This is a genomic window from Streptomyces sp. NPDC006435, assembly GCF_040612315.1.
In the GTDB taxonomy this organism is placed as follows: Bacteria; Actinomycetota; Actinomycetes; order Streptomycetales; family Streptomycetaceae; genus Streptomyces.
Genome location: NZ_JBEXPY010000002.1, coordinates 371,736 through 393,498, shown reverse-complemented (window position 1 = coordinate 393,498; position 21,763 = coordinate 371,736). Strand labels below are relative to the sequence as shown.

Genomic DNA, 21,763 nt, shown 5'->3' with positions numbered 1-21,763 from the left:
TTGGTCGGATGGGGGCCGCCGTCGGCGTGCTGTCGGAGGGTGAGGGATCAGGCGGTGGGCCGCCGCAGCACCACGACGGTGGCGTCGTCGCGGTACGGCTCTCCGGTCTCGTCGTCGATCTCGGCCTGGGCCGCGGCGGTCAGCGCGTCGGCGAGGGCCTGCGGATCGGTCTCGTGCTGGCGGATCAGATCCGTCCAGACCTCTTCCGGCACCTGGTCGGAGATGCCGTCCGAGACCAGCAGCACCAGGGGCACGTCTTCCGGGATCTCGACCTGGCGGCAGGTCATTTCTGTGGCCTCTCGGAGCCCGAGCCTTGCCAAGTTGTCCTGCGTCTCGGCCACTTCGGCGGGGACGATCTCGATCGTCTTGCCGCCGTTCCACCGGAGCCACTGGCCCATGGTCTGGTCGGTGGACCACTGGGTCAGGGTCGTGCCGTCCCACCCGTATGCCCGGCAGTCGCCGATCCAGTGGATACCGGTGGGGCGGCCGGGCTCCATGGAGGCGTAGACGGCGGACACGTGCGACGGCCGGTCGTACGCCTCGGCCATCCGTCCGGCGGTGGTCAGGCCGACGAGTCCGCCCATGACCATCCCCATCAGAGTGATCACGCCCGGCGCGTGCGCGACGAACTCGACAGTCTCGGCTCGGTGGCCGGCACCGTCCACGACGGCGGCGGTGACCCGGCCGCCCTTGCGGTGTACATGGAAGCCGTCCGCACACGGCGGTTCCGTTCCGGGCCGCTGGGCCGCCCCCACCGTGATCGCGGGCGGCTGCTCGGTTTCGTGGCGTGTGGTCATGGTTTTCTCCTTCACTCGCAGGTGCATTCGGGGAACTGGGCGCCGCCGTCCGCGCCGCATCCGCAGCAGTGCGGGTACGGTTAGGGCTCGGTGTCGTCGGTGGGGTCGCACAGGTCGCAGGTCACGCTTTCTCCTGGTTGGTGGTCCTGGCCCACACCCCGCGGGTGGTGGTGTGGGTGCTGCGGTGGTCCTGGTGGACGGGGCCGGTGTAGTGGTGGTGGTGCTCGGTGTGCGCGTCGGCCCTGGCACGGGCGGCGGCCCGCAGCAGCGACCCGGCGGCGAGGACCAGGGCGACGGGCCCGGCCGCGCCCACGGTGAGGGTGACCGGGTCGACCTGGCCGAGCGTGTAGAGCACGAGCGAGGTCGCGCCGCCGACGGAGAGCGAGGCGACGCTGCCGGTGAGCAGGAGGGCGCTGGCGTCCGTGGCGCCCTGGGACATCGGCGGTCGTCCCGGCTGGGCGACCGGAGGTGTCGGCCCGTACGCGGGCAGCGGGGAGTCGTCGCGGTGCGATGTCGGCGTGTACGCCTCATCGATGAGCCGACGGGCGCGGAGGTCGGCTTCGGCGGCGGTGAGCGGGCGGCCGACCGGGGCGGGGTCGGGTCGGTTCATGGGGTGGTCCTCCCGGGCGGGTCGGGGCCCCTGCACCGGCGTGGTGAGGGGCCCCGGGTCGGGGTGTCACGTGTGGGTGTCAGGGGGTGTCAGACGGGTGTCAGGCCCTGGTGTCAGGGCGCGTGACACCCGCTCCCGCCTAGGGGTTTGGGTGTCACGGGCCCTGTGACGGTGTCAGGTGTCACGCGGGTGTCAGGGCGGGGACGATCCGCCACCGGCCGGTCTGGGTGGTCGGCTGCAGACGGCCCTCCATGGCGGCGTCCCGGAGCCTCGCGGAGACCCACGGGCGGCTGTAGCCGTTGGCGTCGCACCAGTCCATGAAGTCCTTCGGGCCGACGACCATCTGCCCGGCCGCCTCGAACTCGTCGAGCGCACGGGCGAACAACTGCCTGGCCTCTTCCGGGGACGGCTTGCGGCCGGTCTCCTGGCCGAAGAACGAGACGTTGTCGCCGGGCTGGGCCGGGGGCAGTTCGGCCTCGGGGTCGATGGCGGCGTCCTCGGGGTTGAGGAGGGTGCCGGTCTGGATGGTGTCGTCCTGGTCCGGCATGGTGGTGGGCTCCGTCTCGTCGGTGTCGGTGCGGCGGCCGGTGTACGCGGTGCCGACGACCGCCCGCGCGGCCCCGGCCGTGACCGGGTCGGCCGCGGCCCCGTTGCGGACGGCCCACTGGGCGAGCACTTCCATGACGGCCGTGGCGTCCGGGGTGAACTGCTGCGTCCTGGCCGGGGAGGCGTAGCGGTCGGGGTCGACGCCGCCCGCGACGACGTAGCAGTAGCCGGGCCGCCGGTTGCCCCACGCTCCGGGGTGGGCGCCCTGGTCGATGACCGTGTCCGGCAGGCTGAATCCCTCGTCCCTCGGGTCGCAGCCAAGTGCGATGACGGAGGGGAGGGAGGCCCGGGTGCTGGTGGACATCTGGTCGTAGGAGGGGCGCTGGAGCGACACGATCAGCGAGCACCCGGCCGAGCGGGCCTCCTGTGCGATGCCGGTGAACGCGTCGTCGCCCAGGGCCCGGAGGGTGTTGGCGGCCTCCTCCATCCACGCGACCATGTACGGCATGCCGGGGCAGCCGCAGGCCGTGTTGTCCGGCCGGCAGGAGTGCGCCGGGTCGGTCTGCTGCTTGGCGGCCTCGGGCGTCCACTGCCGGTAGGAGTGCTTGCCGAGCCATCCGGTCCGGGCGGGGATGACGTGCTGGAGGGCCTCCACCATCGCCTCGGTCCCGGCCCCGCCCTCCACGGCCCAGTCGTACGCGTCCAGCAGCGGCCGGAAGTCCTGGAACGCCTTGGGGTCGGACAGCCACATGATGACGTCGCGGCGGGACAGGATCTCGGTCTGGAGGTTCAGGGCGGTGTCGCCCTTGCCGGAGCCGGTGCCCCCGGCGATCAGGAAGTGCTGCGCGTTGCGGCCCTGCTTGGGGTCGCCGGGCAGCCACACGACCAGGGGCGAGCCGTCGTCGTACCGGCCGATGACCAGCGGGTCCATGATCGAGCCGCCCACGTTCGACGGCCCCTCCCATTCCTGGGGCTCGGTCAGCATGTCCTTGGGCACGATGACCAGGTCCCCGCGCCGGGCCGAGTCCGGGTCGGGCTGGTAGCGCACCGCCGACTGCGGCAGATCCAGCGCGGACGCGATCCGCACCAGGGCACGGGCCACGTCGTCGTTCGTCTGCGTGCCCCCGTCCAGCGCCAGGCTGGCGGTGACCCGGTTCGGCTCGACCTCGGTCCGCCCGATCCTGGCCTTGGCCAGGCCCACCTTCTCCAGCAGGCCCTTGTCGGAGGACTCCGTGGCCGCGGGGCCGTCCGAGGTGCGCAGCGCCATGCGGATGTTCCAGGACAGGGCCAGGACGGCCCCGCCCATGAGGAAGGTGTCGGGCAGGATGCCGGTCAGGGGCCCGGCGAGCGCGGCCCCGGTCATCCATCCGGACCCGGCTGCGACCGTGATCGCGGAGTGCAGACGGCGCTGCGGGCTGGTCTCCCGCCCCGCCCACCACGTGGCCCCGGTCAGGGCGACCGTCGACAGGGTCAGTCCGACCCCGGCCGCGACCGAGTCCGCCCACAGCAGATGCGCGCCCGACCCGGCGATACCGACCCCGGCCACGCCCAGCCACGGGGGAAGGTGGGGCTTGGCCCGGTGCAGGAGGTAGGCGCCGATGCCGCCGCCGGCCGATGTGCTGTGCTCGTTGCGGTTCCTCATCCGCCGTGCCGTCCTTTCCAGTTCCCGTTCGACGTCCCGTCCGTCCTGGTCGACCCACCGGCGGTTCACTGTGTGGTCCAGTCCATGCGCGGCCGGTGGTGGCTGCGGGCGCGGTGGCGGTGGGCGTTCAGTTCGCCCTCGTAGTCCTGCTGGAACTGCGCGTAGCAGGCCGCGGCGAGCTTGGCGGCGTTGCGCAGTTCGTCGGCCGCGCGCTGCATCTTGCGGCTGACCTTGAACGCGCGGATCTTGGCGCCGCCCATCCGGCCGTCGGGGTCCGGGACGGTGCCGAGCACGGACTTGAGGATCTCGGCGCCCATGGCGACCTCGAAGGACAGCATCACGGCCGCCGCCCGCAGGCTGTTGCAGTAGTTGCGGATCTGCGCGGGATTGCCGAACTCCGGGGCCGGGAGCAGGCTTTCGGCGTGCTGGCGGGCGCCGGGGATGTGAGGTGCCCTGTTGTTGTTGACGGTGAGGTTGATCGGGGGCACGAAGGAGGAGCCCATCGCGCCGACGAAACCGCCGGCCGCCGAGCCCGCGGTCGCCGCGAACTTGGCGCCCTTGCTGCGGGGGGTCTGCCCGCCGCTGGTCCGGGGGCGCTGGTACGGCTGCTGGCGTCGGGTGCTGTTGGCCATGGTGATGGTCCCTTCTCAGACGGAGAGGCAGAGGGCCGCGACGACGAGCGCGGCGATGTGGGCGGTCTGGTCGACGTGCGCGGCACCGCCACGGGCGAACCAGTCCGCCGAGCCGGTGTGGGTCATCCACCAGCGGACCGGCCAGCGCCGGTCGATGAACGCGTGCGTGGCACCGATCCACAGGAGCGCGGCCAGGGCGGGCAGCAGCGGGAGCCGCCAGCCCAGGACCGCCGCGCCCAGCGCGAGCAGGAGGCCGCAGACCGCGACGTGGGTGGCGGCGTGGCAGAGGTTCGCCCGCCACCCGGCCAGGCCGGGACCGGCCTTGTGCTCGGCCTGGTGGTCGGTCTGCAGGCCGTAGTCGGCGATCAGGTGGCCGAGGTAGAGCAGGAACGCGATGTCAGCGAACACGGGACGCCTCCTCGGCGACGTGAGCGACGGTGGGGTTGTCGTGGCAGGGCACGCAGGACCCGAGCGAGCGGGGGATGCAGTACCCGCGGTCCTGCCGGCAGACCGGGCACGTGCGCCGGGCGGTCATCGCCGCGGCGAGCGCCGCCCTGCGGGCCGGGGTCATCGGACGCACCGGACGGGCCCGGTCGATGCGGTAGAGGTAGGCCACCAGCGGGCCCCGGCGGCGCCGGGGGCGTTCGAGCTGGGCGGCGACGTCCTGACCGCCGGGCCGCAGCCCCATCGCGCGGAGCTGACGGCGGGTCGCCAGGCCCTCGGGTGCGAGGCGCCATCGGTAGACGGGAAGGGTGCCCATCAGGCCACCGCCGGGGTGAGAGCGGGGGGCGGCGGGGTCTCGGAGAGGCGCTTGTAGACCTTGTGGACGTAGGAGGTGGACCGGGTGGATTTCACCGCAGCATCGGTGATCGTCTCCCCGTTCCCCCAGCACGCCCGGATCACGTTCATCGCCTCGTCGGCGGTCAGTTTCTCCGCCTCGGGGGCCGGTTCCCCGTCCCGGGTGGAAGCGGGGGGAACGGTCAGGGGAAACACCTGGTGTCCACCGCAGATGACCAGCGGCGACCGCTCCGGTTCCGGTACCGCCGGACCGGCCGGGACTGCGGCGGCAGGCAGGGTGGCCACCGGGGTGGAAGCGGGGTGGACGGGCAGGGTTTCCACCTCTTCCACCATGGCGTCCACCTGATCGCGCAGGACGGCGATCCGGTCGAGGATCGCGCGCCGGTAGAACGTGATCGCCTCTGCCAGAACGATCAGGAGGACCGGGGGGATGGAGTGGAGGACGAGACCGGCCGGGTCGACCTGGCGGGGCACCCCGAATCCGGTGCCGGCGGGCCAGAGCGAGCCCCAGCAGTTCATCAGCCACGTCGCCAGACCGGCGAACCAGCGCAGCGCCGTGGCCCAGCCGGACGGCTCGACCCCGTGCTCGGACAGACGGCCGTCCACGATCAGGACCGCACCGAGCGCGACCGCGACCATCGGGTCCAGCAGCCACGCGATCCACACGCTGATGTGGTGGTCGATCGCGAACAGGGTCACGTTCGTCGCGGTGAACGCCAAAGCGACCACCGCCACCGCAACCAGAACCCGCGTCAGACCCGACTGGAGCGACTGCAACGCCGCGATCTGCCGGGCAACAGGAGTACCGCGCTTCATGCCGCACCCCCGTCGCCCGGACCCGTCGGACGGACCTGGATGGCGGCGAAGAGGCGGGGGCCGGTCGGGGCGGAGAGCTCCCGCCACTCCCACTCGGCCCCGTCCACGGCCTCATACCCGAGACCGGCCAGCGCCTCCGCCCGCTCCTCCGGGCTCGGGAGCGGAACGAGGCGGCGGAACTCGTACTTGGCCCACTCGTCGGCGGAGACGAGGACGTACAGCTCCCAGGTTCCGTAGACCCCCGTGGCCATGCGCGCCTGCGGCAGCATCACACCGCCCCCGGCTTCCCGGAGCGGTCCGCCGGGACCTGCCCGAAGCCGACCAGCCGGGCGGTGACACCGTCCACGACCGTCTCGGCTTCCAACCACATCAGGGGGCCCACCCCGCGCTCCGCGTCCATGGACACCCGGGCGGGGTCAATCCCCAGAGCGGACCGCCACTTCTCGAACGCGGACAGGCTGTCGTAGGCGGTCAGGTCCACCCGGTCGGGGCAGTGCGCCGCGACAGCCACGCTGAGCACCGGCAGGTCGGGGAACCGCTCCACCAGCGACACCGCGACGCCGAGCCCGGCGGACAGACCGCTCATCGTCGGCGCGCTCATGCCGCCACCGCCGAACCGGCCGTGAGGCCCTTCACCAGGGGGCGGACCGAACGGTGCGGGCGCCGGCCGCCCGTGCGGCGGGACTTCAGCGGCAGCGTCCGCAGCAGCGACTGGGCGTAGGCGGCAGCCTCCGGGTCGGACTCGTGCAGCTCCGCCAGAACCTCGCAGGCGACGTCCAGCCGCGCCGCCCGCTCCTGGGCGGACTCGACGGCCGGGCCGGTGAACAGCTCCAGGTCGATGCCGAGCGACAGCTCGACGAACTCGGTGGCCGTAACGGCCACGTGACCAGCAACGATGGTCTTCATGGGTCGTTTTCTCCTCGCAGTGGGACGGCCCGAAATGCGGCCCCGGTGGTAGGACACCGGGGCCGCGGGCCGTTGTGGTTCCGCCCGACGACGTGAGCGGTCCGGCCACCAGGGGTGGCCGTAGTGCCCCGGGCCGGATCTGATCCGGCGCCCTCGCGGCGGAATGCCGGGGCTGTGGGGGTCAGTCGAGGTCGAGGCAATCGGGGATCTCGCCGTCGCGGAGTGCTGCGGCAATGTCCCGGTAGTCGGCGGCGTTGGACCTCGCGATCTGGGCGCACTTGGCAGCCACGGCCCGGGTGTGGGGGCTGTTGGTCAGGTCGGCTGCGGCGCGGTCGCCATCGAGAGCGGCCTCATCGGAGCGCTTGGCGGACGCGCTGAAGTAGTCGGCCTCGCGGTTGAGGCGGGCACGGCTGAAGCGGGACATGCGGATCTCCTTCGGGATCAGACGGCGGTGACTGAGGTGCGGGTCCGGCGCTGCAACACCGGACCCGCCTTGCTGACGTCCACAGCAATGGAGTCGGGTCCCTGAACCGGCTCCCCTCAGCCCCACCCGTACAGCCGCGATGAGGGCCGGACGGGCGGGGGAGGCAACCGGGCAGGGCTTCGCCGGTCGGCCGTTACCACGACCGACCAGTCCCGAGCCTGCGACTCGGTGCGTCATCGTCACTGCTCTGACGCCAGCAGGGCGGCGCGTACCAGGTGGCAGCCAGGGCGTTGACCTCCAGGAATGGAGGGATGATCGCCAGGGCTGTTCTCCAGAGCCAGCACGCGGAAAGGGGCCGCCGACGACATCACCCGGTCGTCCGCGGGGACAGGGACTTCCACCCCGTCGAATCATTCGCACTCTGTTCGGTTCTCAAAGACCAGACCCTCCCCGACAGGCGCGGTATCCCCTGGTCAAAGGGGTATCTCGCCCTCACGAGACCCGCCGGGAGCTCTGCGGTCGTACACCTCGAAGCAGCCCGAACAGGGCCTCTCCTTCCGCTCCGCCTTGCGACCGGTGCGGTACCTCTATTACAGGTACCGCACCGGATTTCGTCAAGCGGAGCGATGGAACTTCTTGGCTTCGCGCCGGGGCTTCCTGGCGCACAATCAGAATCGCCCCAGGTCATGGGCGTTGTTCACCCCGTTCATGGACAGCTTGGGGACACCTGGCTACCGTCAAGAGCTCCCAAGACGTCCCTCGGGGGTGGAGATGTCCAACGAGCGTTTGCGCTCAGCCCTGTTGGCGCGTGGCGCCTCGATTCAGGACCTGGCCGATGCCATCCAGGTCAATCCGAAGACAGTGGAACGCTGGATCACGCAGGGGAAGGTGCCGTATCGCCGACACCAGTACGCCGCTGCCACGTTCCTCCGGGTCGACGTGACGACCCTCTGGGACGACTCGCGCGCGGTGGAGACCGCCACGGATCTCGGCAAGGCGGAGATAGTGACCGTCTACCCACACCGCCACATGGTTCCGGCGAACCTATGGCGCGAGATGTACGCGAGGGCGGAGAAGCATCTGGACGTACTCGTGTACGCGGGCCTGTGGCTGTCTGAAGACCCCGTGTTCCACACCATCATCAAGACCAAAGTCGAGGGCAACGCTCAGGTCCGCATCTTGTTGGGAGATCCCGAGTGCGCGGCCGTACAGCAGCGCGGCATCGACGAAGGCCACCGCGTCATGGACGGGAAAATTCGAAACGCGCTGGTCAACTACCAGCCGCTGTTCGACAGTCACCCCGACATCGGGTTCCGGCTGCATGACGCGACGCTCTACAACTCGCTCTTCCGCGCTGACGACGAGATGTTGGTGAATACGCATGTGTACGGCATCGGCGCCTACATGGCCCCGGTCTTCCACCTGCGCCGACTGCCGGGCGGCGGCCTCTTCGACACGTACGCGAATAGCATCGAACAGACCTGGGGCGGTGCCCGACAGGTCACAGATCACGACCTCACTGGAGACTGACCATGGGACGCATCGACTACCTTCACGACCCCGACGCTCCGCCGGCCAACTCCGTGGTGCCGTCCGTCGTCGCGTTCGTCCAGGACGGGCATGGGCGTGTCCTGATGATCCAGCGCTCCGACAACGGCCGGTGGGCGCTGCCTGGTGGCGGCCATGACGTGGGTGAGTCCATCAGCGACACGGTGGTCCGTGAGGTCTGGGAAGAGACCGGCATCAATGCTGAGGTAATCGACGTGTCCGGGATCTACACCGACCCCGGACACGTGATGGCGTACGACGACGGAGAGGTGCGCCAGCAGTTCTCCATCTGCTTCAGGGCCCGACCGATCGGCGGGGAGGTGCGGACGAGCGACGAGACGACACAGGTCCGCTGGGTCGCCCCGGCGGACCTGGTCGAATTCGACGTCCATCCCACGATGCGGCTCCGCATCGAGCACGCGATGGATCGGTCGCGTATCGCGCCCTACATCGGCTGACGCTTGGCGGCGGCAACTCGTTCGAGGACTCGTGCTGTGCACTCCAGGATTTCCGGCTCGGCGCGGCGGATGAACGTCCCGATCAGGCTGTCCGCGCCGTACCGGCTGGCGATCTCGTTGATGCGGTCGACCGGGTTCGTGGGTGTGCCGACCGGGGTGGTGTTCATGTCGCAGAAGCACAAGGCGTCGTCCAGGTGCGGGAGGTCCCTGGGGAACTCGCCCTCCAGGTCCTCTCGAAGCCCACGTGCTTCCGCTTCCATCCAGGCGCACGAGTGGTGTGCAACCAGCCGTACGACCCGCTCGTTCGCCTGGGCGACGTCGCGCAGATACCGAGCCCCGTCCAGCGGGTGGAATCCGGTCTTTGCTACGTCCGGCGAGTATCCGATGTCGTGCAGGACGGCCGCCGCCTCCAGGAGATCCGCGTCCTCGCCGAGGATGGGCGCGATGATCTGCGCCCGTTCGGCCACTCCCCGGGAGTGTGCCCACCGCCGCGGCAGCGGCTCGGCAAGGAGGGACTCGGCAAGGGGGTAGGCCCACTCGGTCAGTGTCGTGACGGTCACGCTAGGAACGCTCCTCTCGGCCCGGGAGGGCCAATACAGTCCGCTGCTTGCCCTGCCGGCTTTCTGAGAGCAGCCCGTCGGCTCCCAGCTTGTCCAGGGCCTTTGCGACCGTTGGCCGCGAGGCCCCGAATTGGTCGGCCAGTGCCGACGTACTGGGGAACTCGTCTCCTACCTTCAGCTTGTTCGTGTGGAAGACGTCTGCGATCCGCTCGGCCAGCGGTCGGCGGTCGCGTTGCTCACCCTTCCGCACCACGCGCCATCGGCTACCTCGAACTTGCTCGGCCCACCCCTCCTCCTTGAGCACCTTGAACGCCCGGAGCGCGACCCCGCGTGAGACGTTGTGCGCCGCCATCAGCTCGGCGAGCGTCGGCAGCTCCGTCATCGCCGGGTCGGCGTCGATCTGCGCCTTCACCGCCTCGGCGACTTTCAGAAATGTTCCCCGAGGACTGGCCTGCTGTGGCACCCCGTCTCCTCTCCGCTTCTGTCGCGATCCAGCATCGCGTGGGTTCATCCTCCTTCAGGGCTCCAGAGAGCAGAATCGGGCCCTTGTGGGCCATGTGTGGGCCAGGAGCCGCGCGTGGCGCTCCACAGCTGAGAAAAGCGCAGGTCAGGGCCGGATGGTCGCTGCGCGCTGATCGGTCTTGAAAGCCGTCATGCGTCAGCAGCCTTTGTCACCAAGCGCGGTCCAGGCAGGCACGCTTCCCCGCCACTGGTCTGCTCCAGCACCAGCAGACGTAGTTCGGCCGGCGTGGGCCATGGTGCGCTGCGATGGATCATGCGGTGGCAGTTCGAGCAGATCAGTGCGAGGTCCGCCAGTTTCGTGGTGCCTTCTCCAGCCTCGTGGAGCGGCACTACGTGGTGACACTCGATGTAGCCCTCGCCTCGCTCGCCGTAGACCTTGGCGAAGTCGAATCCGCACGCCTCGCAGGACAGGGTGCCTCCCCGCTTGAGAACTGACGCGATCTTCTTCTTGCGCAGTCCCTTGTTGCGTTCACGGGTGCGGTGGCGACGGTAAAGGACACGTCCCTCGGGCGCGCTGACGTCGTCGTCCAAGTCCTCGTCTTCGAGGTCTGGCACCGGCTGGAGTTCACCAGATTGCAATCCCTCGCGAAGCAGCTCAGCCGCCCGTGCCATCTCTGCCGGGCGGTCCAGGAAGTCTTGCAGCACCTCACGGTCCAGCTGTCCGCCGTTGGTGGGCTTGCCCTGGTATTCAGGGTGGAAGCTGGCGATGTTGAGTGTCTTGAGTGCCGCCCCGTTGCGGTTGCGGTACTCGGTCGCACGCTGCTCCGGCGGGTACGCGGCGAGGAGTTGCAGGAGGTTGGACAGCTCTCCGATCCGCGGGTCCGAGGAGGAAAGCCCTCGCCAGTTGTTCTGGGCCACGACATCGCACGCGAGGATCAGCTCGTCACGGGTCCACTTGGGGCTCCGCGAGGCTCCGACCTGGAAACCTTCGCGCTTGAGCCAGTCGACTGCATGACCCACGCCGCCGCTGAGCTCTTTCCACGTCAGCGCCCTCCCGTGGGAATGTTTGTGGGCTACCCCCGCGACCGCCTTCGAGTCGTACTCTTTGCCGTCGTGCAGGATGAGGAACTTTCGGGCTGGCTTAAAGCCGTACAGGCTAAGGAACGACTCCGCTCCCAGGTCGTCGTACTCCTGCAAGGTCTTCAGGATGTCGTCGCGCGAGATGGCCCCTTTTTCCATGAGCTGAGCCTACGGGGCGGGTATGACACCGCACTTGGCCTTGCACCGACTGCGCCGGGCGGGCACGACGGTGGGGAGGTCCACGCCGCCAAGGAGGCAGTTGGCGCCAGTCTCAGTTGCAGTCTCATTCGTGGGTCGATCCGCAGATGTCCGGGACGGTACGGGGCTGTCTGCCTTGCCTGCTGAACTGCGGGAACGTGCGTCCCGCGGACGCCCCCGGACGCTCGCAGACCAAGATCCGACAACTTGTAATGCGTAGGTCGTCGGTTCGAATCCGACAGGGGGCTCAACGGGAACCCCGGCCCAGATGTGATCTGAGCTGGGGTTCTTCCGTTCAGCGGACGCGACGGCGACGGCGGGAGCGGGCCGCGCGCCGCGCGAAATCCCGCGCGGCGGCACGGTTCATGGTCACCGCGTCCACGGCGCCCCATCCCGGCGAACTGCCGGTACGAGCGTCTGCGCGTCGCTAGGGTCGAAATCCCGACACAGACCGGCCCGGCGAGGCGAGTGCCCGCGGGTCGTACCGAGGAGAACACCTTGTCCGCACCCGCCCGTACCTGGCCACAGCTCCTCGCCGCGCTCCTGCGCGGCGAGAACCTGACCTCGGACGACACCCGATGGGCCATGGGCGAGGTCATGAACGACGACCACGAACCCGTGGCATTCGCCGGGTTCCTCGTCGCGCTGCGGGCCAAGGGCGAGACCGCTGCCGAGATCTCCGGCCTGCTCGACGCCCTGATGGACCGGGTCGTCCCCCTGCCCGTCGACAGCACGGACGTCGTCGTCGACATCGTCGGTACCGGCGGCGACGGCGCGCACACCGTGAACATCTCCACCATGGCCGCCATCGTCACGGCCGCCGCCGGAGCCCCCGTCGTCAAGAACGGCGGGCGGTCCGTCTCCAGCAGGAGCGGCTCCGCCGACGTGCTGGAGGCGCTCGGCGTCCCCCTGTATCTGGAACCCGCCCAGGTCGCCCGGTGCCTCACCGACCTCGGAATCGCCTTCACCTTCGCCCCGGCCTTCCACAAGGGCCTCAAGCACGCCTCCCCGGTCCGGCGCACCCTGGGCGTGCCCACCGCGATCAACTACCTCGCCCCGCTGACCAACCCGGCCCGCCCCCGTGCCGCACTGGTCGGCTGCTCGAACCCCCAGTTGGCCCCCGTGCTCGCCTCCGTGCTCGCCGAACGCGGCGCGAGCGCCCTGGTGGTCCGCGGGCACGACGGACTCGACGAGATCACCACCGCCGCCCCCACGGACGTATGGACCACCACCGCGACGGGCGGTGTGGACCACGCGTCGTTCGACACCCTCCGCTTCGGACTGGCCCGCCCCGCCCCGGAAGCGCTGCGCGGCGGCGACGCCGCCCACAACGCGGCAGCCGTGCACACCATGCTCTCCGGGGCCCCCGGCGCGGCCCGCGACGCGGTCCTCGCCAACGCCGCCGGCGCCCTGGTCGCCCACAGCCGCATCGACGGCGACACCGTGTTCGAGGACGCCTTCGCCGACGGCCTGGACCGAGCCCGCGCCGCAGTGGACACCGGCACCGCCGCCGCCCTGCTGGAGCAATGGGTCGAACTCACGACCGCGATGGCGGCGGAACCCCGCTGACGCCCTCACCGCCTCGCCCCGTCGTGCGGCAGCGGAACCCGGCGCGACCGAGCACCGACCGCAGTCCACCGCCGTGCCGTCCGGCCGCGCATGCTCCGGTCGGGCGGAACGTTGACGGCCGCACGGCCGGGCACCGCACATCACGAACACTCGCGGTCTTGTGACGCGCAGGTCGTCGGTTCGAATCCGACAGGGGCTCAGCGCGAACCCCGGCCCGGACGTTGTCCGAGCCGGGGTTCTTTGCGTTCTGCGGACGCGGCGGGCGCGGCGGACGTGGCGGACGCGTGGCGCGTGGGGGTGCCGGGGGACGGGTGAGCGGACCCCCCTTTCCATCTGCTTGCTCGACCAGGTATCTTGCATCGCATGGAACCAGGTGATTCGACCAAGCAGGCCCGCGCAGCCGCCCAGCTGCGCAAGGGGGTCCTGGAGTACTGCGTACTCGCCCTGATGCGGGACCGTCCCCGCTATGGCGTGGAGCTCCTCCAGTCGCTGGAGGAATCCGGGGCCCTGGCCACCAGTCAGGGCACGGTCTACCCGCTGCTCTCCCGGCTCCGCCGCGACGACCTGGTCACCACCAGCTGGCAGGAGTCCGCCTCCGGGCCGCCCCGTCGTTACTACGCGCTCACCGACAGCGGCCGGGCCGCGCTCGACGAGTTCACTCGCGTCTGGCCCGATTTCCGCAACGCCGTCGATGCCTTCCTGACCACTTCGCAACCTCTCACCGGAGACCTCGCATGAAGACTTCTGCCGACCCCGTACGCGACTACCTCTCCGCCGTCGAGCGCGAGGCGTCCGCACTTCCCGCCGACCGTCGTCAGGAGCTCCTCGCCGACCTCGCCGAGCACATCGAGGTGACGCGCGCCGAGCGGCCCGAGGCCGAGCTCGGCGAGATCCTGACGGAGCTGGGGGACCCCCGCGCGATCGCGGCGACGGCGCTGGCCGAGGCGGGGGCCGCTGCGACCGGGGCGCCGGCCCCGGGCAATGCCGCACCCGCCCCCCGGCGGGGCAAGGTGCACCCGCTGGTCCCGCTCCTGATGATCGTCCTCTCGCTGCCCTTCGTGATGGTCCTCTCCGAGCAGCCCGGCCCGCTGTTCGGCGGACTGTTCCGCATCGTCGGCGCGGTGCTCCTGTGCACCTCGGTGCACTGGACCGCTGTCCAGAAGACCACCGGCGTACTGCTCACCGCCGTCCTGCCGAGCGTCGTCATCGCGACCTGGAACCTGTCCAACGGCGTGACGGAAGGCCCTCCGGCCTTCCTGCCCAACCTGGTGATGCTCGCCCTGATGAGCGCCGCGGCGGCGTGGCTCTGGAAGGTCCGGCGCGTCTGAGGCGCCGAAGTCCGGTGTGGTCCGGATCACAGTTGAGGTTGACCTCGGGTCAGGGTGGAGGCTCGTCGCATCGGCAGGCCGCGACGGTCCGTCGATCCGGAGCACGACGGACCCGAGGGAGCACACACCATGTCCATCAACCTTTCCGACCAGGACGAGAACGCGTTCGACGCCGCTGCCGCTGCCGCTGCCGGGCAGGAGCGCCCGGAACTCCGGAAGCTCCTGGAGGAGATCGTCGAATCCGGCATCACCGGCATCACGCTGCGGGTGCGCGACGAGCGGGGCGAGTGGGTCGGCAGAGCCGGATCGAGCCGGCTGGGCGGGACCGAGAAGCCGCCGGTGGACGGGCATGTCCGGATCGGCAGCAGCACCAAGACCTTCGTCGCGACCCTGGTGCTGCAACTGGTGGCCGAGGGCAGGATCGGACTGGACGACCCGGTGGCCGACCACCTGCCCGGGTTCGGGCTGGACCTGCGGATCACGGTGCGGATGCTGTTGCAGCACACCAGCGGGATCTTCAACTTCACCGGGGAGTACTACGAGGACGGGACGGTGGCGCCGGGCATCCCGGCCACCACCGCGGGCAAGGAATGGGCGGACAACCGCTTCAGGACCTACCCGCCGGAGGAACTGGCGCGCCTCGCGCTGTCCAAGCCGGCGCGGTTCGAGCCGGGTACGGACTGGAGCTACTCCAACACCAACTACGTGCTGGCCCGGCTGCTGATCGAGCAGGTCACCGGCCGCTCGATCACCGAGGAGGCGCAGCGGCTGATCCTGGAGCCGCTCGGCCTGTCGGGCACCGTGGTGCCCACCACGCAGACGGAGATCGCCGAGCCGCACGCCCACGCCTACTACCGGTACGAGGACGCGGGCGAGGAGAAGACGGTCGACGTCACCGAGCTGAACCCCTCCTGGATCTCCAGCGGCGGCGACATGATCTCGACCTCCCGGGACCTGGGCACGTTCGTCTCCGCGCTGGTGGGCGGCAGGCTCCTGCCGGCCGGGCTGCTGGCCGAGATGTGCACGCCGCGCCCGACGCCCATCCCCGGCATGGGCTACGGCCTGGGGGTGTTCGTGCAGGACACGGGCGACGGTGGCATCGTCATCAACCACAACGGCGGCGCCGCGGGCCATGCGGCGCTGATGTACAGCACGCCCGACGGCGGCACGACCATGACCGCCACGCTGAACTACGTGGACGACGCCGCGCTGTCCCTGGCCGTGCCGTTCCAGCAGGCGACGCAGCGGCTCGTCGACGAGGTGTTCTGCGGCAAGGAGACCGGCCCGGCCCGGTCCGAGGGCTGAACCCCGGTGCCTCGTGGGCCCCGGGATACGAACCGGGGCACGAACCGAGACGCGAACCGGGGCACGAACCGAGACGCGAACCGGGGCACGCCCCCGGGCACGTCCGAAGGGGCGTTCCCTTCCGGCCGGGCATCGGGTAGTAAGCGGACCGGAGTCGCGTCGGACCCGGCGCGGCCCGTTCCCCTGCTCGGCCCCGGTGTGCGCATCGGCGGCCGGGCCCGAGCGCGAGGCAGGCTTCGGCGGATGAACAACGGTGTCACGATCGGGCAGGCGGCGGCGTTCGCCGGCGTCACGGTGAAGACGGTGCGGCACTACCACAAGCTCGGTCTGGTGCAGGAGCCCGAACGCGACGGCTCCGGCTACCGGCGGTACGGGTCGGCCGACCTGCTGCGGCTGGTGCAGGTCCGCACCCTGGCCGCCGCCGGGGTCCCGCTGGCCGAGACCGGGCCCCTGGTCGACGCCGACGCCGCGCACTTCGCCGCCGCACTCGTCGACGTGGAGCGGCAGCTCACCGAGAAGATAGAGGAGTTGACCGCCCGGCGCGACACGCTGCACCGGCTCGCCGACGGCAACCGTGCGCTGCTGCCCGACCGTGCCGTGGCGTTGCTGGAGCGGATGTCCGGCCTCGGCTTCACCGAGGACGAGGTGGCGGCCGCCCGGGAGGGGCTGGTGCTCGCCAGGGCCCTGGTCCCGGAGGGCTTCGACGAACACCTCGGCCATGTCGAACACGCCTTGCGGGACGCCCGGTTCGTCGCCCTGAGCAAACGCGCCGCCGAATCCGCTACCTGGGAGCCCGACGACCCCCGTATCGACGAGCTCGCCACCGCCCTGGCCGACCACTACCTGGCCAGCCCCGAGCAGCTCAAGATCGTGACCGGTCTGCAGGCCCGTACCGAGGCCGCGACCCGGTACGAGATGGTCGCCCGCCACGGCGGGGACGAGGCACCGGCCACGGTCCGGCTGGTCGCGCTCGTCGAGGCCGGGCTCCGTGCCGCCGGTGTCCGTGTACCCGGGACGAACCCCCGCTGACCGCGCCGTGTCTCGGCTCCGTGGCTGTCGACGGCGGCTTGCGGTCAAGGGGTGGGCGGTCAGGGGGAGTCGTGGTCCCCGTCGGGGGCGGGGAGCGTGCGGCGGGGGTCGGCCAGGGCGTGGCCGAGAGGGGTCAGGGCGTGCAGCACCATGCAGCCCCTGCGGGTGCTGGTGACGAGTCCCGCCCGGCGCAGAACCGAGGCGTGCTTGCTCGCGGTGCCGATGGACACGCCGGTGCGGACGGCCAGTTCGCCGGTCGAGCAGGGCGGGGTCAGCGCCTGGAGGACCAGGGCGCGGGTCCGCCCCAGCAGGTCGGTCAGGCCGTCGGGTTCCGTGTCCGGCAGGGGGCGGCCGGTGACGGGGTAGACGAGTACGGGGGGAAGGCCCGGATCGATGAGTGTCACCGGGCACTTCGTGCAGAAGAACGAGGGGATCAGTGTGATGCCCCGGCCGCGCAGGTGCAGGTCGCGGTCGCGCGGGTAGTCGGTGACCAGGGTCGGGGAACGCCAGCGGATCGACGGCGGCAGGGTGTGCAGGAGCTGCTCGACGCCGCCTGCCAGGATGTCCCGGCTGTGCTGTGCGCGTTCGAGGTGGAACGCCTCGCCGATCAGGGGGAGTTGGGGCGCGAGCAGTTCGCGGTGGTACGTGGTGAGGGCGTCCTGGAGTTCCTGCCGGGCGTGGCGGTCGCCGTCGGCGAGCAGGCGGGCCCACGGGGGCGGGGTGCGGTGCCCGAAGTGGACGGCGAGTTCGGCGCGGAGCCGGGCGGCCGGGGTGGCGCGGACGAGGTCGAGCGAGGCATCGAAACCGTCCGCGCCCGGCGGGGTGAGGAAATCGGGGAAGGCCCCCCGGTACGGGACGAGAGCGGTCACGTACCGGACGAGGGATCTGAGGTCCCGTTCGGTGAACCGGGCCCGGACGTGGCGCAGCCACGGCCCGTACTCCGACGGCGGTCTCGGGGACTGGAGGATGTGGAGGCTGTTGACCAATTCCCACATGTCGTCCGGCCGGGTGGCCACCGTGGTCCGTGCCAGGTCGTCCGCGGTGAAGTGGATGCGCAGTTCCATCGGTCCCCCCGATCGGTGCTCCGAACTGTTTTCCCCGTGCTGCAAACTGTTCGCCCCCCGGCGGCCTTCGCTTCCATTATGTGGGGAGCTCGACAATGAGCGGCCGAAACAGGGGATCCGCGGTTCTTGAACGGGGGCCGCGGCATCGGAAAAAGGGGGAATCGCATATGCGCAAGGTCCGGAACGCGATCACCAGGACCGTCGCGGCCGCCGCCGTGTTCGCCGCCGGTTCGGTGCTGACGCTCGGCGGGAGCGCCGCCGCGGCGGGGGCGGCGGCCACGATCCACGGCTGCCCGTCCGGGGCCGTCTGCCTCTACCCGAACGGCAGCTGGGCCAACGACAAGCCCACCTACATCTTCTACTCCTACGGCGCCCACAAGATCTACAACCAGTACGGCATCAAGCGGATCTACAACCACCAGACCGGCGGCGCCACCGCCCGCAACTGCTACGACGCGGCCGGCAACAACTGCGGCGGGTACCAGAAGGCCAACACGTACGCCGACTACGACTACACCCCGTACAACTCCATCCGGCTCGTCAAGTAAGGGCCGCGCGGACTGTTCGGACTGTTCGGGGCGTCCGGGCCTTGCGGGGAATCGAAAGCCGATTCCCCGCAAGGCTTTTCGAGTTCTTCTGTTCCGGGGCGCGGAAATCCGGCATGGGCGCGGCGCTTTTCTTCGGAGTGTGCGCCCGCGTGTGCGCCGGGGTGGGAAACCGGCGGAAACTCGGTGGGGCCCGGTGGGAGCCCGGTGTGAGTTCGGTGGGAGCCCGGCGGGAAAAGAATTCAGAAATGCGGCGGAACGGTCGGCCGAATGGTCAGCGGGACGGCCGGCGGAACGATCCGAAGCGTTCCGCGACGACCGGGAGCCGGTCGGCGGCGAGGGCGTGCGCGGCGGCCCGGGGGGTGCGGTTCTCGGCCTCGGCGCGGGTCAGCACCAGATCGACCAGGGTGCGCATCGACCGGCGGGTGTGGGCGAACGCCTCGTCGGCGTCGGCGCCGATGTCCCCGAAGAGCGTCCACCACCACCAGGCGTTGGTACCGGAGTTGACGACGACGTCCGGCAGGACGGTGATGCCGCGGGCGGCGAGCAGCGCCTCCGCCTCCGGGAGCACCGGCATGTTGGCGGCCTCGACGATCCAACGGGCGGTGATCCGGGCCTGGTTGGTGGCGTCGATGGCGTACGAGACGGCGGCCGGTACCAGCACCTCGGCCCCGGTCGTCAGCCAGGCGTCGGCCGGCAGCTCGCGGTCCTCGGGGCGGAGCGCCGTACGGTCCACCGAGCCGTGGCCGTCGCGGGCGGCGAGCAGCGCCTCGACGTCCAGCCCGGCGGGGTTGGCGACGGTGCCCTTGACGTCGGCGACGGCGACGACGCGCAGCCCGGCCCGGTCCAGGAAGCGGGCGGTGGCTCCGCCCATCGTGCCGAAGCCCTGCACCGCGACGCGGGTGCCCCGGTGGGCGACACCGGCCCGGTCCAGCGCGGTGAGCACCGATTCGGCGACGCCGCAGCCGCCCACCAGCTCGTCCAGGCCGATGCCGTCCACGTCGATGGCGAAGGCGTCGGCGAGGCGCCGCCGGGCGGCCTCCTCGTCGTCGAGCAGCGGGTACACGGCCTGGATGGAGGAGTCCAGCCCGGCCTCGGCGGCGGCCCGGTCCACGAGGTCCTGGGTCAGCCCGAGGTCCTCGCCGGTGGTCCAGAACTGCTCGACGTAGGGGCGCACGGCGCGCAGGTAGCGGACGAGGACGCCGTAGGCGGCGGGGTCGCGCGGGTCGCAGTCGATGCCGCCCTTGGCGCCGCCCAGCGGGATGTAGCGGTTTCGCGGGTCGTAGTGCAGCACCTCCTTCATCGTCATGCCCCGGGCCAGGCCGGTGACCTCCTCCAGCGTGCAGCCGGCGCGCATCCGCAGGCCGCCGCTGGAGACGCCGCGCACCAGCCGGTCGATGACCAGGTGCCCCCGGTGGCCGGTCTCCTCGTCGGTCCAGGTGAGGGAGACCAGCGGGGCGGCGGGGGAGGACGGCGGGGCGGCCGGGGGCGTGGTCGTGGTCGGGGACGTGGTCATCGCGGGAGCTCCTGGGGGACGGTGATGAGGGTGGGGCCCGGGGTGTCCAGGGCCCGGCGCAGGGCCGCGGCGAGCGCCTCGGGCGAGTCGGCGCGTGTGCCGTGGCCGCCGTAGGCGCGGGCCAGGGCGGGCAGGTCGACCCGCGGCAGGTCGACCGCGGTGGGGCGGTCGCCGCGGGACACCATCTCGTCGCGGATCTCGCCGTAGCCGCCGTTGTCGAAGACCACGACGGGCAGCGGGTACCCCGACTCCACGGCGGTGGCCAGTTCCTGCACGGAGAACTGGAGGCCCCCGTCGCCGCTCAGCGCGACGACCGGGCGGGTGGGGTCGGCGGCCTTGGCACCGATGGCGGCGGGCAGCGCGTAGCCGAGCGTGCCGAAGCCCGTCGGGTGCAGATAGCGGCCCTCGGGGGTGATCGGCAGGTGCGGGAGCGCACCGTAGTAGCAGCACTGGGCACTGTCGGAGGTGAGCACCGCGTTCGCGGGGAGCACCGATCCGATCGCCGCCAGGTACGGCAGCAGATGCGCGTCCCGGCCGCGGGACTCGGCGTTCCGCGCGCCCCGCAGCGCGGCGACGGCCCGGTGTGCGGCGACGGTCCGGGACGCTTCGACGGACTGGTGCGCTCCGGGGTGCGCGGGGTCGGCCCCGGGCAGGGCGGCGAGGAGGGCGCGCAGGGTGTGGCGGGCGTCGCCGACCAGGGGGATGTCGGCGGGCGGTCCCGCGTACATCTGCGCCGGATCGATGTCGGCCCGGACGAGGGTGCCGCCGAGTTCGGGCAGCGGCTCCCACAGGTCGGACTCGGCGAGTTCGGTGCCGACGGCGAGCACCACGTCGCACTCCGCCAGCCAGTGCCGCACGGCCGGGCTGTGCAGGGAGACGCCGAGCGACAGCGGATGGGTCTCCGCGACGATCCCCTTGCCGTTGGCCGAGGTCACCACGGGCGCGTCCAGTTCCACGGCCAGCCGCAGGCACTCGGCGGCGGCCCCGCGCGCCCCGCCGCCGAGCACGATCCCGGGCCGGACGGCCGACCGCAGCGCCCCGGCCGCCGCCGCGAGCGCGTCCGGGTCCGCCGCCGCGGGGGAGAGGGGTGGGGCGGTCCGTACCGGTCCGGCCGGTTCCACGGCGGTGAGCAGGTCCAGCGGTATCTCGATGTGCACGGGCCGGGGGCGCCGGGTGCGGAAGAGGGTGAAGGCGCGGGCGACGGCCGCCCCGATCTCCTCGACCGAGGACACCCGGTGGCTGACGGCCGCGACGTCCCGCAGCACCTCGGCCCGGCCGTGCGTCTCGTGCAGCAGGCCGGTCGACTGCCGGGGGTGGCGCAGCGGCATGCCGGGCGAGACGACGAGCAGCGGGACGCTGTCGGAGTACGCCTGGCCGACGGCGGCCGCGATGTTCAGCAGGGCCGGGCCGGTGGTGGTGATCGCCACGCCGGGCCGGCCGCTGACCCGGGCCCAGGCGTCGGCGGCGTAGCCCGCGCCCTGTTCGTGGCGGGGGTTGACGTGGTCGATGCGGTGGGCGGCCAGGTGTCGGTAGATCTCCAGGTTGTGGGTGCCGGGGATGCCGAACGCCCGGGTCACGCCGTGCGCGGCGAGCGCCCGCACCAGGGCCTCCCCGCCGGTGAGGTCGTCGCGCGGGGGCCGGGCGGGGGTGGCCGGGGGCGGTCCGGACGGGGTTTCTCCAGGCACTGCACGGACTCCTTACTGAATGAGTAGTCAGTATTCGGAGTGCGGTCGGCCCCTGTCAATGCGCGCGGGTACTGAACCTTTGTTCAGTTGTCGGGGCGGGGTCGCGCCACCGGTCCGGCAGGGCGGGGCGCCGGTGAGCCACCGGGAGAACCGCCGGGAGAGGGCAGGAGGAGAGGGCGGGAGGAGAGGGAGGAGAGGACGGACGGCGCGGTGCGGGTGCGGTCGGGCCGTTCGGCCCATCCGTC

Annotated in this window: 25 protein-coding genes; 8 read left to right on the top strand and 17 right to left on the bottom strand. The window is 71.4% G+C overall.

Going from position 1 to position 21,763, the window contains the following annotated elements:
• Positions 1-47: 47 nt before the first annotated feature.
• The 11 genes from ABZZ04_RS04045 to ABZZ04_RS03995 all read right to left on the bottom strand — a co-directional run bounded on the left by ABZZ04_RS04045 (position 48) and on the right by ABZZ04_RS03995 (position 7,171).
• On the bottom strand, positions 48-797 hold the full coding sequence (locus ABZZ04_RS04045; protein ID WP_356930607.1) for a SpoIIE family protein phosphatase: 750 nt from the start codon (positions 795-797) through the stop codon (positions 48-50).
• Positions 798-918: 121 nt separating this feature from the next.
• Complete coding sequence (locus ABZZ04_RS04040; protein WP_356930606.1) at positions 919-1,407, bottom strand: hypothetical protein; 489 nt, start codon at positions 1,405-1,407, stop codon at positions 919-921.
• A 181-nt stretch (positions 1,408-1,588) separates the two neighbouring features.
• Positions 1,589-3,595 carry a plasmid transfer protein TraB gene (gene traB, locus ABZZ04_RS04035; protein WP_356930605.1) on the bottom strand — a complete coding sequence of 669 codons (2,007 nt, stop codon included), beginning with the start codon at positions 3,593-3,595 and terminating at the stop codon, positions 1,589-1,591.
• A 65-nt stretch (positions 3,596-3,660) separates the two neighbouring features.
• The gene (gene traA / locus ABZZ04_RS04030; protein ID WP_356930604.1) at positions 3,661-4,227 is read right to left on the bottom strand and encodes a plasmid transfer protein TraA; all 567 of its coding nucleotides are present in this window, start codon (positions 4,225-4,227) and stop codon (positions 3,661-3,663) included.
• A 15-nt stretch (positions 4,228-4,242) separates the two neighbouring features.
• Positions 4,243-4,635: a DUF3307 domain-containing protein gene (locus ABZZ04_RS04025; protein ID WP_356930603.1), complete on the bottom strand. Its 393-nt coding sequence runs from the start codon at positions 4,633-4,635 to the stop codon at positions 4,243-4,245.
• Positions 4,625-4,987, bottom strand: a complete 363-nt coding sequence (locus ABZZ04_RS04020; protein ID WP_356930602.1) for an RRQRL motif-containing zinc-binding protein — start codon at positions 4,985-4,987, stop codon at positions 4,625-4,627. The genes ABZZ04_RS04025 and ABZZ04_RS04020 overlap by 11 nt, the downstream gene beginning before the upstream one ends.
• Positions 4,987-5,841, bottom strand: coding sequence for a hypothetical protein (locus ABZZ04_RS04015; RefSeq protein WP_356930601.1), 855 nt, complete (start codon positions 5,839-5,841; stop codon positions 4,987-4,989). The genes ABZZ04_RS04020 and ABZZ04_RS04015 overlap by 1 nt, the downstream gene beginning before the upstream one ends.
• A complete protein-coding gene (locus ABZZ04_RS04010) occupies positions 5,838-6,110 on the bottom strand; it encodes a DUF6303 family protein (protein ID WP_356930600.1) in 273 nt (90 codons plus the stop codon). The genes ABZZ04_RS04015 and ABZZ04_RS04010 overlap by 4 nt, the downstream gene beginning before the upstream one ends.
• Positions 6,110-6,442, bottom strand: coding sequence for a hypothetical protein (locus tag ABZZ04_RS04005; RefSeq protein ID WP_356930599.1), 333 nt, complete (start codon positions 6,440-6,442; stop codon positions 6,110-6,112). The genes ABZZ04_RS04010 and ABZZ04_RS04005 overlap by 1 nt, the downstream gene beginning before the upstream one ends.
• Positions 6,439-6,747: a hypothetical protein gene (locus tag ABZZ04_RS04000; RefSeq protein WP_356930598.1), complete on the bottom strand. Its 309-nt coding sequence runs from the start codon at positions 6,745-6,747 to the stop codon at positions 6,439-6,441. Before ABZZ04_RS04000 ends, ABZZ04_RS04005 begins: the two co-directional genes overlap by 4 nt.
• Positions 6,748-6,928: 181 nt before the next feature.
• Positions 6,929-7,171: a hypothetical protein gene (locus tag ABZZ04_RS03995; RefSeq protein WP_356930597.1), complete on the bottom strand. Its 243-nt coding sequence runs from the start codon at positions 7,169-7,171 to the stop codon at positions 6,929-6,931.
• 771 nt (positions 7,172-7,942) lie between these two features.
• Between ABZZ04_RS03995 and ABZZ04_RS03990 the strand changes: the two genes are divergently transcribed.
• Complete coding sequence (locus ABZZ04_RS03990; RefSeq protein ID WP_356930596.1) at positions 7,943-8,701, top strand: helix-turn-helix transcriptional regulator; 759 nt, start codon at positions 7,943-7,945, stop codon at positions 8,699-8,701.
• A gap of 2 nt (positions 8,702-8,703) precedes the next feature.
• Positions 8,704-9,177: an NUDIX domain-containing protein gene (locus ABZZ04_RS03985; protein ID WP_356930595.1), complete on the top strand. Its 474-nt coding sequence runs from the start codon at positions 8,704-8,706 to the stop codon at positions 9,175-9,177.
• Here the strand turns inward: ABZZ04_RS03985 and ABZZ04_RS03980 are convergent.
• The 3 genes from ABZZ04_RS03980 to ABZZ04_RS03970 form a co-directional block, all read right to left on the bottom strand.
• Positions 9,165-9,737 (bottom strand): HD domain-containing protein, encoded by a 573-nt coding sequence (locus tag ABZZ04_RS03980; protein WP_356930594.1) that lies wholly within the window; start codon positions 9,735-9,737, stop codon positions 9,165-9,167. The genes ABZZ04_RS03985 and ABZZ04_RS03980 overlap by 13 nt on opposite strands.
• A 1-nt stretch (position 9,738) precedes the next feature.
• The gene (locus tag ABZZ04_RS03975; protein ID WP_356930593.1) at positions 9,739-10,200 is read right to left on the bottom strand and encodes a GntR family transcriptional regulator; all 462 of its coding nucleotides are present in this window, start codon (positions 10,198-10,200) and stop codon (positions 9,739-9,741) included.
• 188 nt (positions 10,201-10,388) lie between these two features.
• On the bottom strand, positions 10,389-11,438 hold the full coding sequence (locus ABZZ04_RS03970) for an HNH endonuclease (RefSeq protein WP_356930592.1): 1,050 nt from the start codon (positions 11,436-11,438) through the stop codon (positions 10,389-10,391).
• A gap of 537 nt (positions 11,439-11,975) precedes the next feature.
• On the opposite strand from ABZZ04_RS03970, the gene trpD reads away from it, so the two are divergent.
• The 5 genes from trpD (at position 11,976) to ABZZ04_RS03945 (ending at position 16,708) form a co-directional block, all read left to right on the top strand.
• Entirely contained in the window at positions 11,976-13,046 is a 1,071-nt protein-coding gene (gene trpD / locus ABZZ04_RS03965) for an anthranilate phosphoribosyltransferase (RefSeq protein WP_356930591.1), read from the top strand.
• 363 nt (positions 13,047-13,409) lie between these two features.
• Positions 13,410-13,784, top strand: a complete 375-nt coding sequence (locus tag ABZZ04_RS03960) for a PadR family transcriptional regulator (protein ID WP_356930590.1) — start codon at positions 13,410-13,412, stop codon at positions 13,782-13,784.
• Positions 13,781-14,374: a hypothetical protein gene (locus tag ABZZ04_RS03955; RefSeq protein ID WP_356930589.1), complete on the top strand. Its 594-nt coding sequence runs from the start codon at positions 13,781-13,783 to the stop codon at positions 14,372-14,374. The genes ABZZ04_RS03960 and ABZZ04_RS03955 overlap by 4 nt, the downstream gene beginning before the upstream one ends.
• A 129-nt stretch (positions 14,375-14,503) precedes the next feature.
• Entirely contained in the window at positions 14,504-15,679 is a 1,176-nt protein-coding gene (locus ABZZ04_RS03950) for a serine hydrolase domain-containing protein (RefSeq protein WP_356930588.1), read from the top strand.
• Positions 15,680-15,922: 243 nt separating this feature from the next.
• Positions 15,923-16,708 carry a MerR family transcriptional regulator gene (locus ABZZ04_RS03945; protein WP_356930587.1) on the top strand — a complete coding sequence of 262 codons (786 nt, stop codon included), beginning with the start codon at positions 15,923-15,925 and terminating at the stop codon, positions 16,706-16,708.
• 59 nt (positions 16,709-16,767) lie between these two features.
• On the opposite strand, the gene ABZZ04_RS03940 is transcribed toward ABZZ04_RS03945, so the two are convergent.
• Positions 16,768-17,772 carry a winged helix-turn-helix domain-containing protein gene (locus tag ABZZ04_RS03940; RefSeq protein ID WP_356930586.1) on the bottom strand — a complete coding sequence of 335 codons (1,005 nt, stop codon included), beginning with the start codon at positions 17,770-17,772 and terminating at the stop codon, positions 16,768-16,770.
• Between the two features lie 167 nt (positions 17,773-17,939).
• On the opposite strand from ABZZ04_RS03940, the gene ABZZ04_RS03935 reads away from it, so the two are divergent.
• The gene (locus tag ABZZ04_RS03935) at positions 17,940-18,320 is read left to right on the top strand and encodes a hypothetical protein (protein WP_356930585.1); all 381 of its coding nucleotides are present in this window, start codon (positions 17,940-17,942) and stop codon (positions 18,318-18,320) included.
• Positions 18,321-18,591: 271 nt separating this feature from the next.
• On the opposite strand, the gene ABZZ04_RS03930 is transcribed toward ABZZ04_RS03935, so the two are convergent.
• Complete coding sequence (locus ABZZ04_RS03930; RefSeq protein WP_356930584.1) at positions 18,592-19,833, bottom strand: Glu/Leu/Phe/Val dehydrogenase dimerization domain-containing protein; 1,242 nt, start codon at positions 19,831-19,833, stop codon at positions 18,592-18,594.
• Positions 19,830-21,518 (bottom strand): 5-guanidino-2-oxopentanoate decarboxylase, encoded by a 1,689-nt coding sequence (locus tag ABZZ04_RS03925; RefSeq protein ID WP_356930583.1) that lies wholly within the window; start codon positions 21,516-21,518, stop codon positions 19,830-19,832. Before ABZZ04_RS03925 ends, ABZZ04_RS03930 begins: the two co-directional genes overlap by 4 nt.
• Between the last annotated feature and the right edge of the window lie 245 nt (positions 21,519-21,763).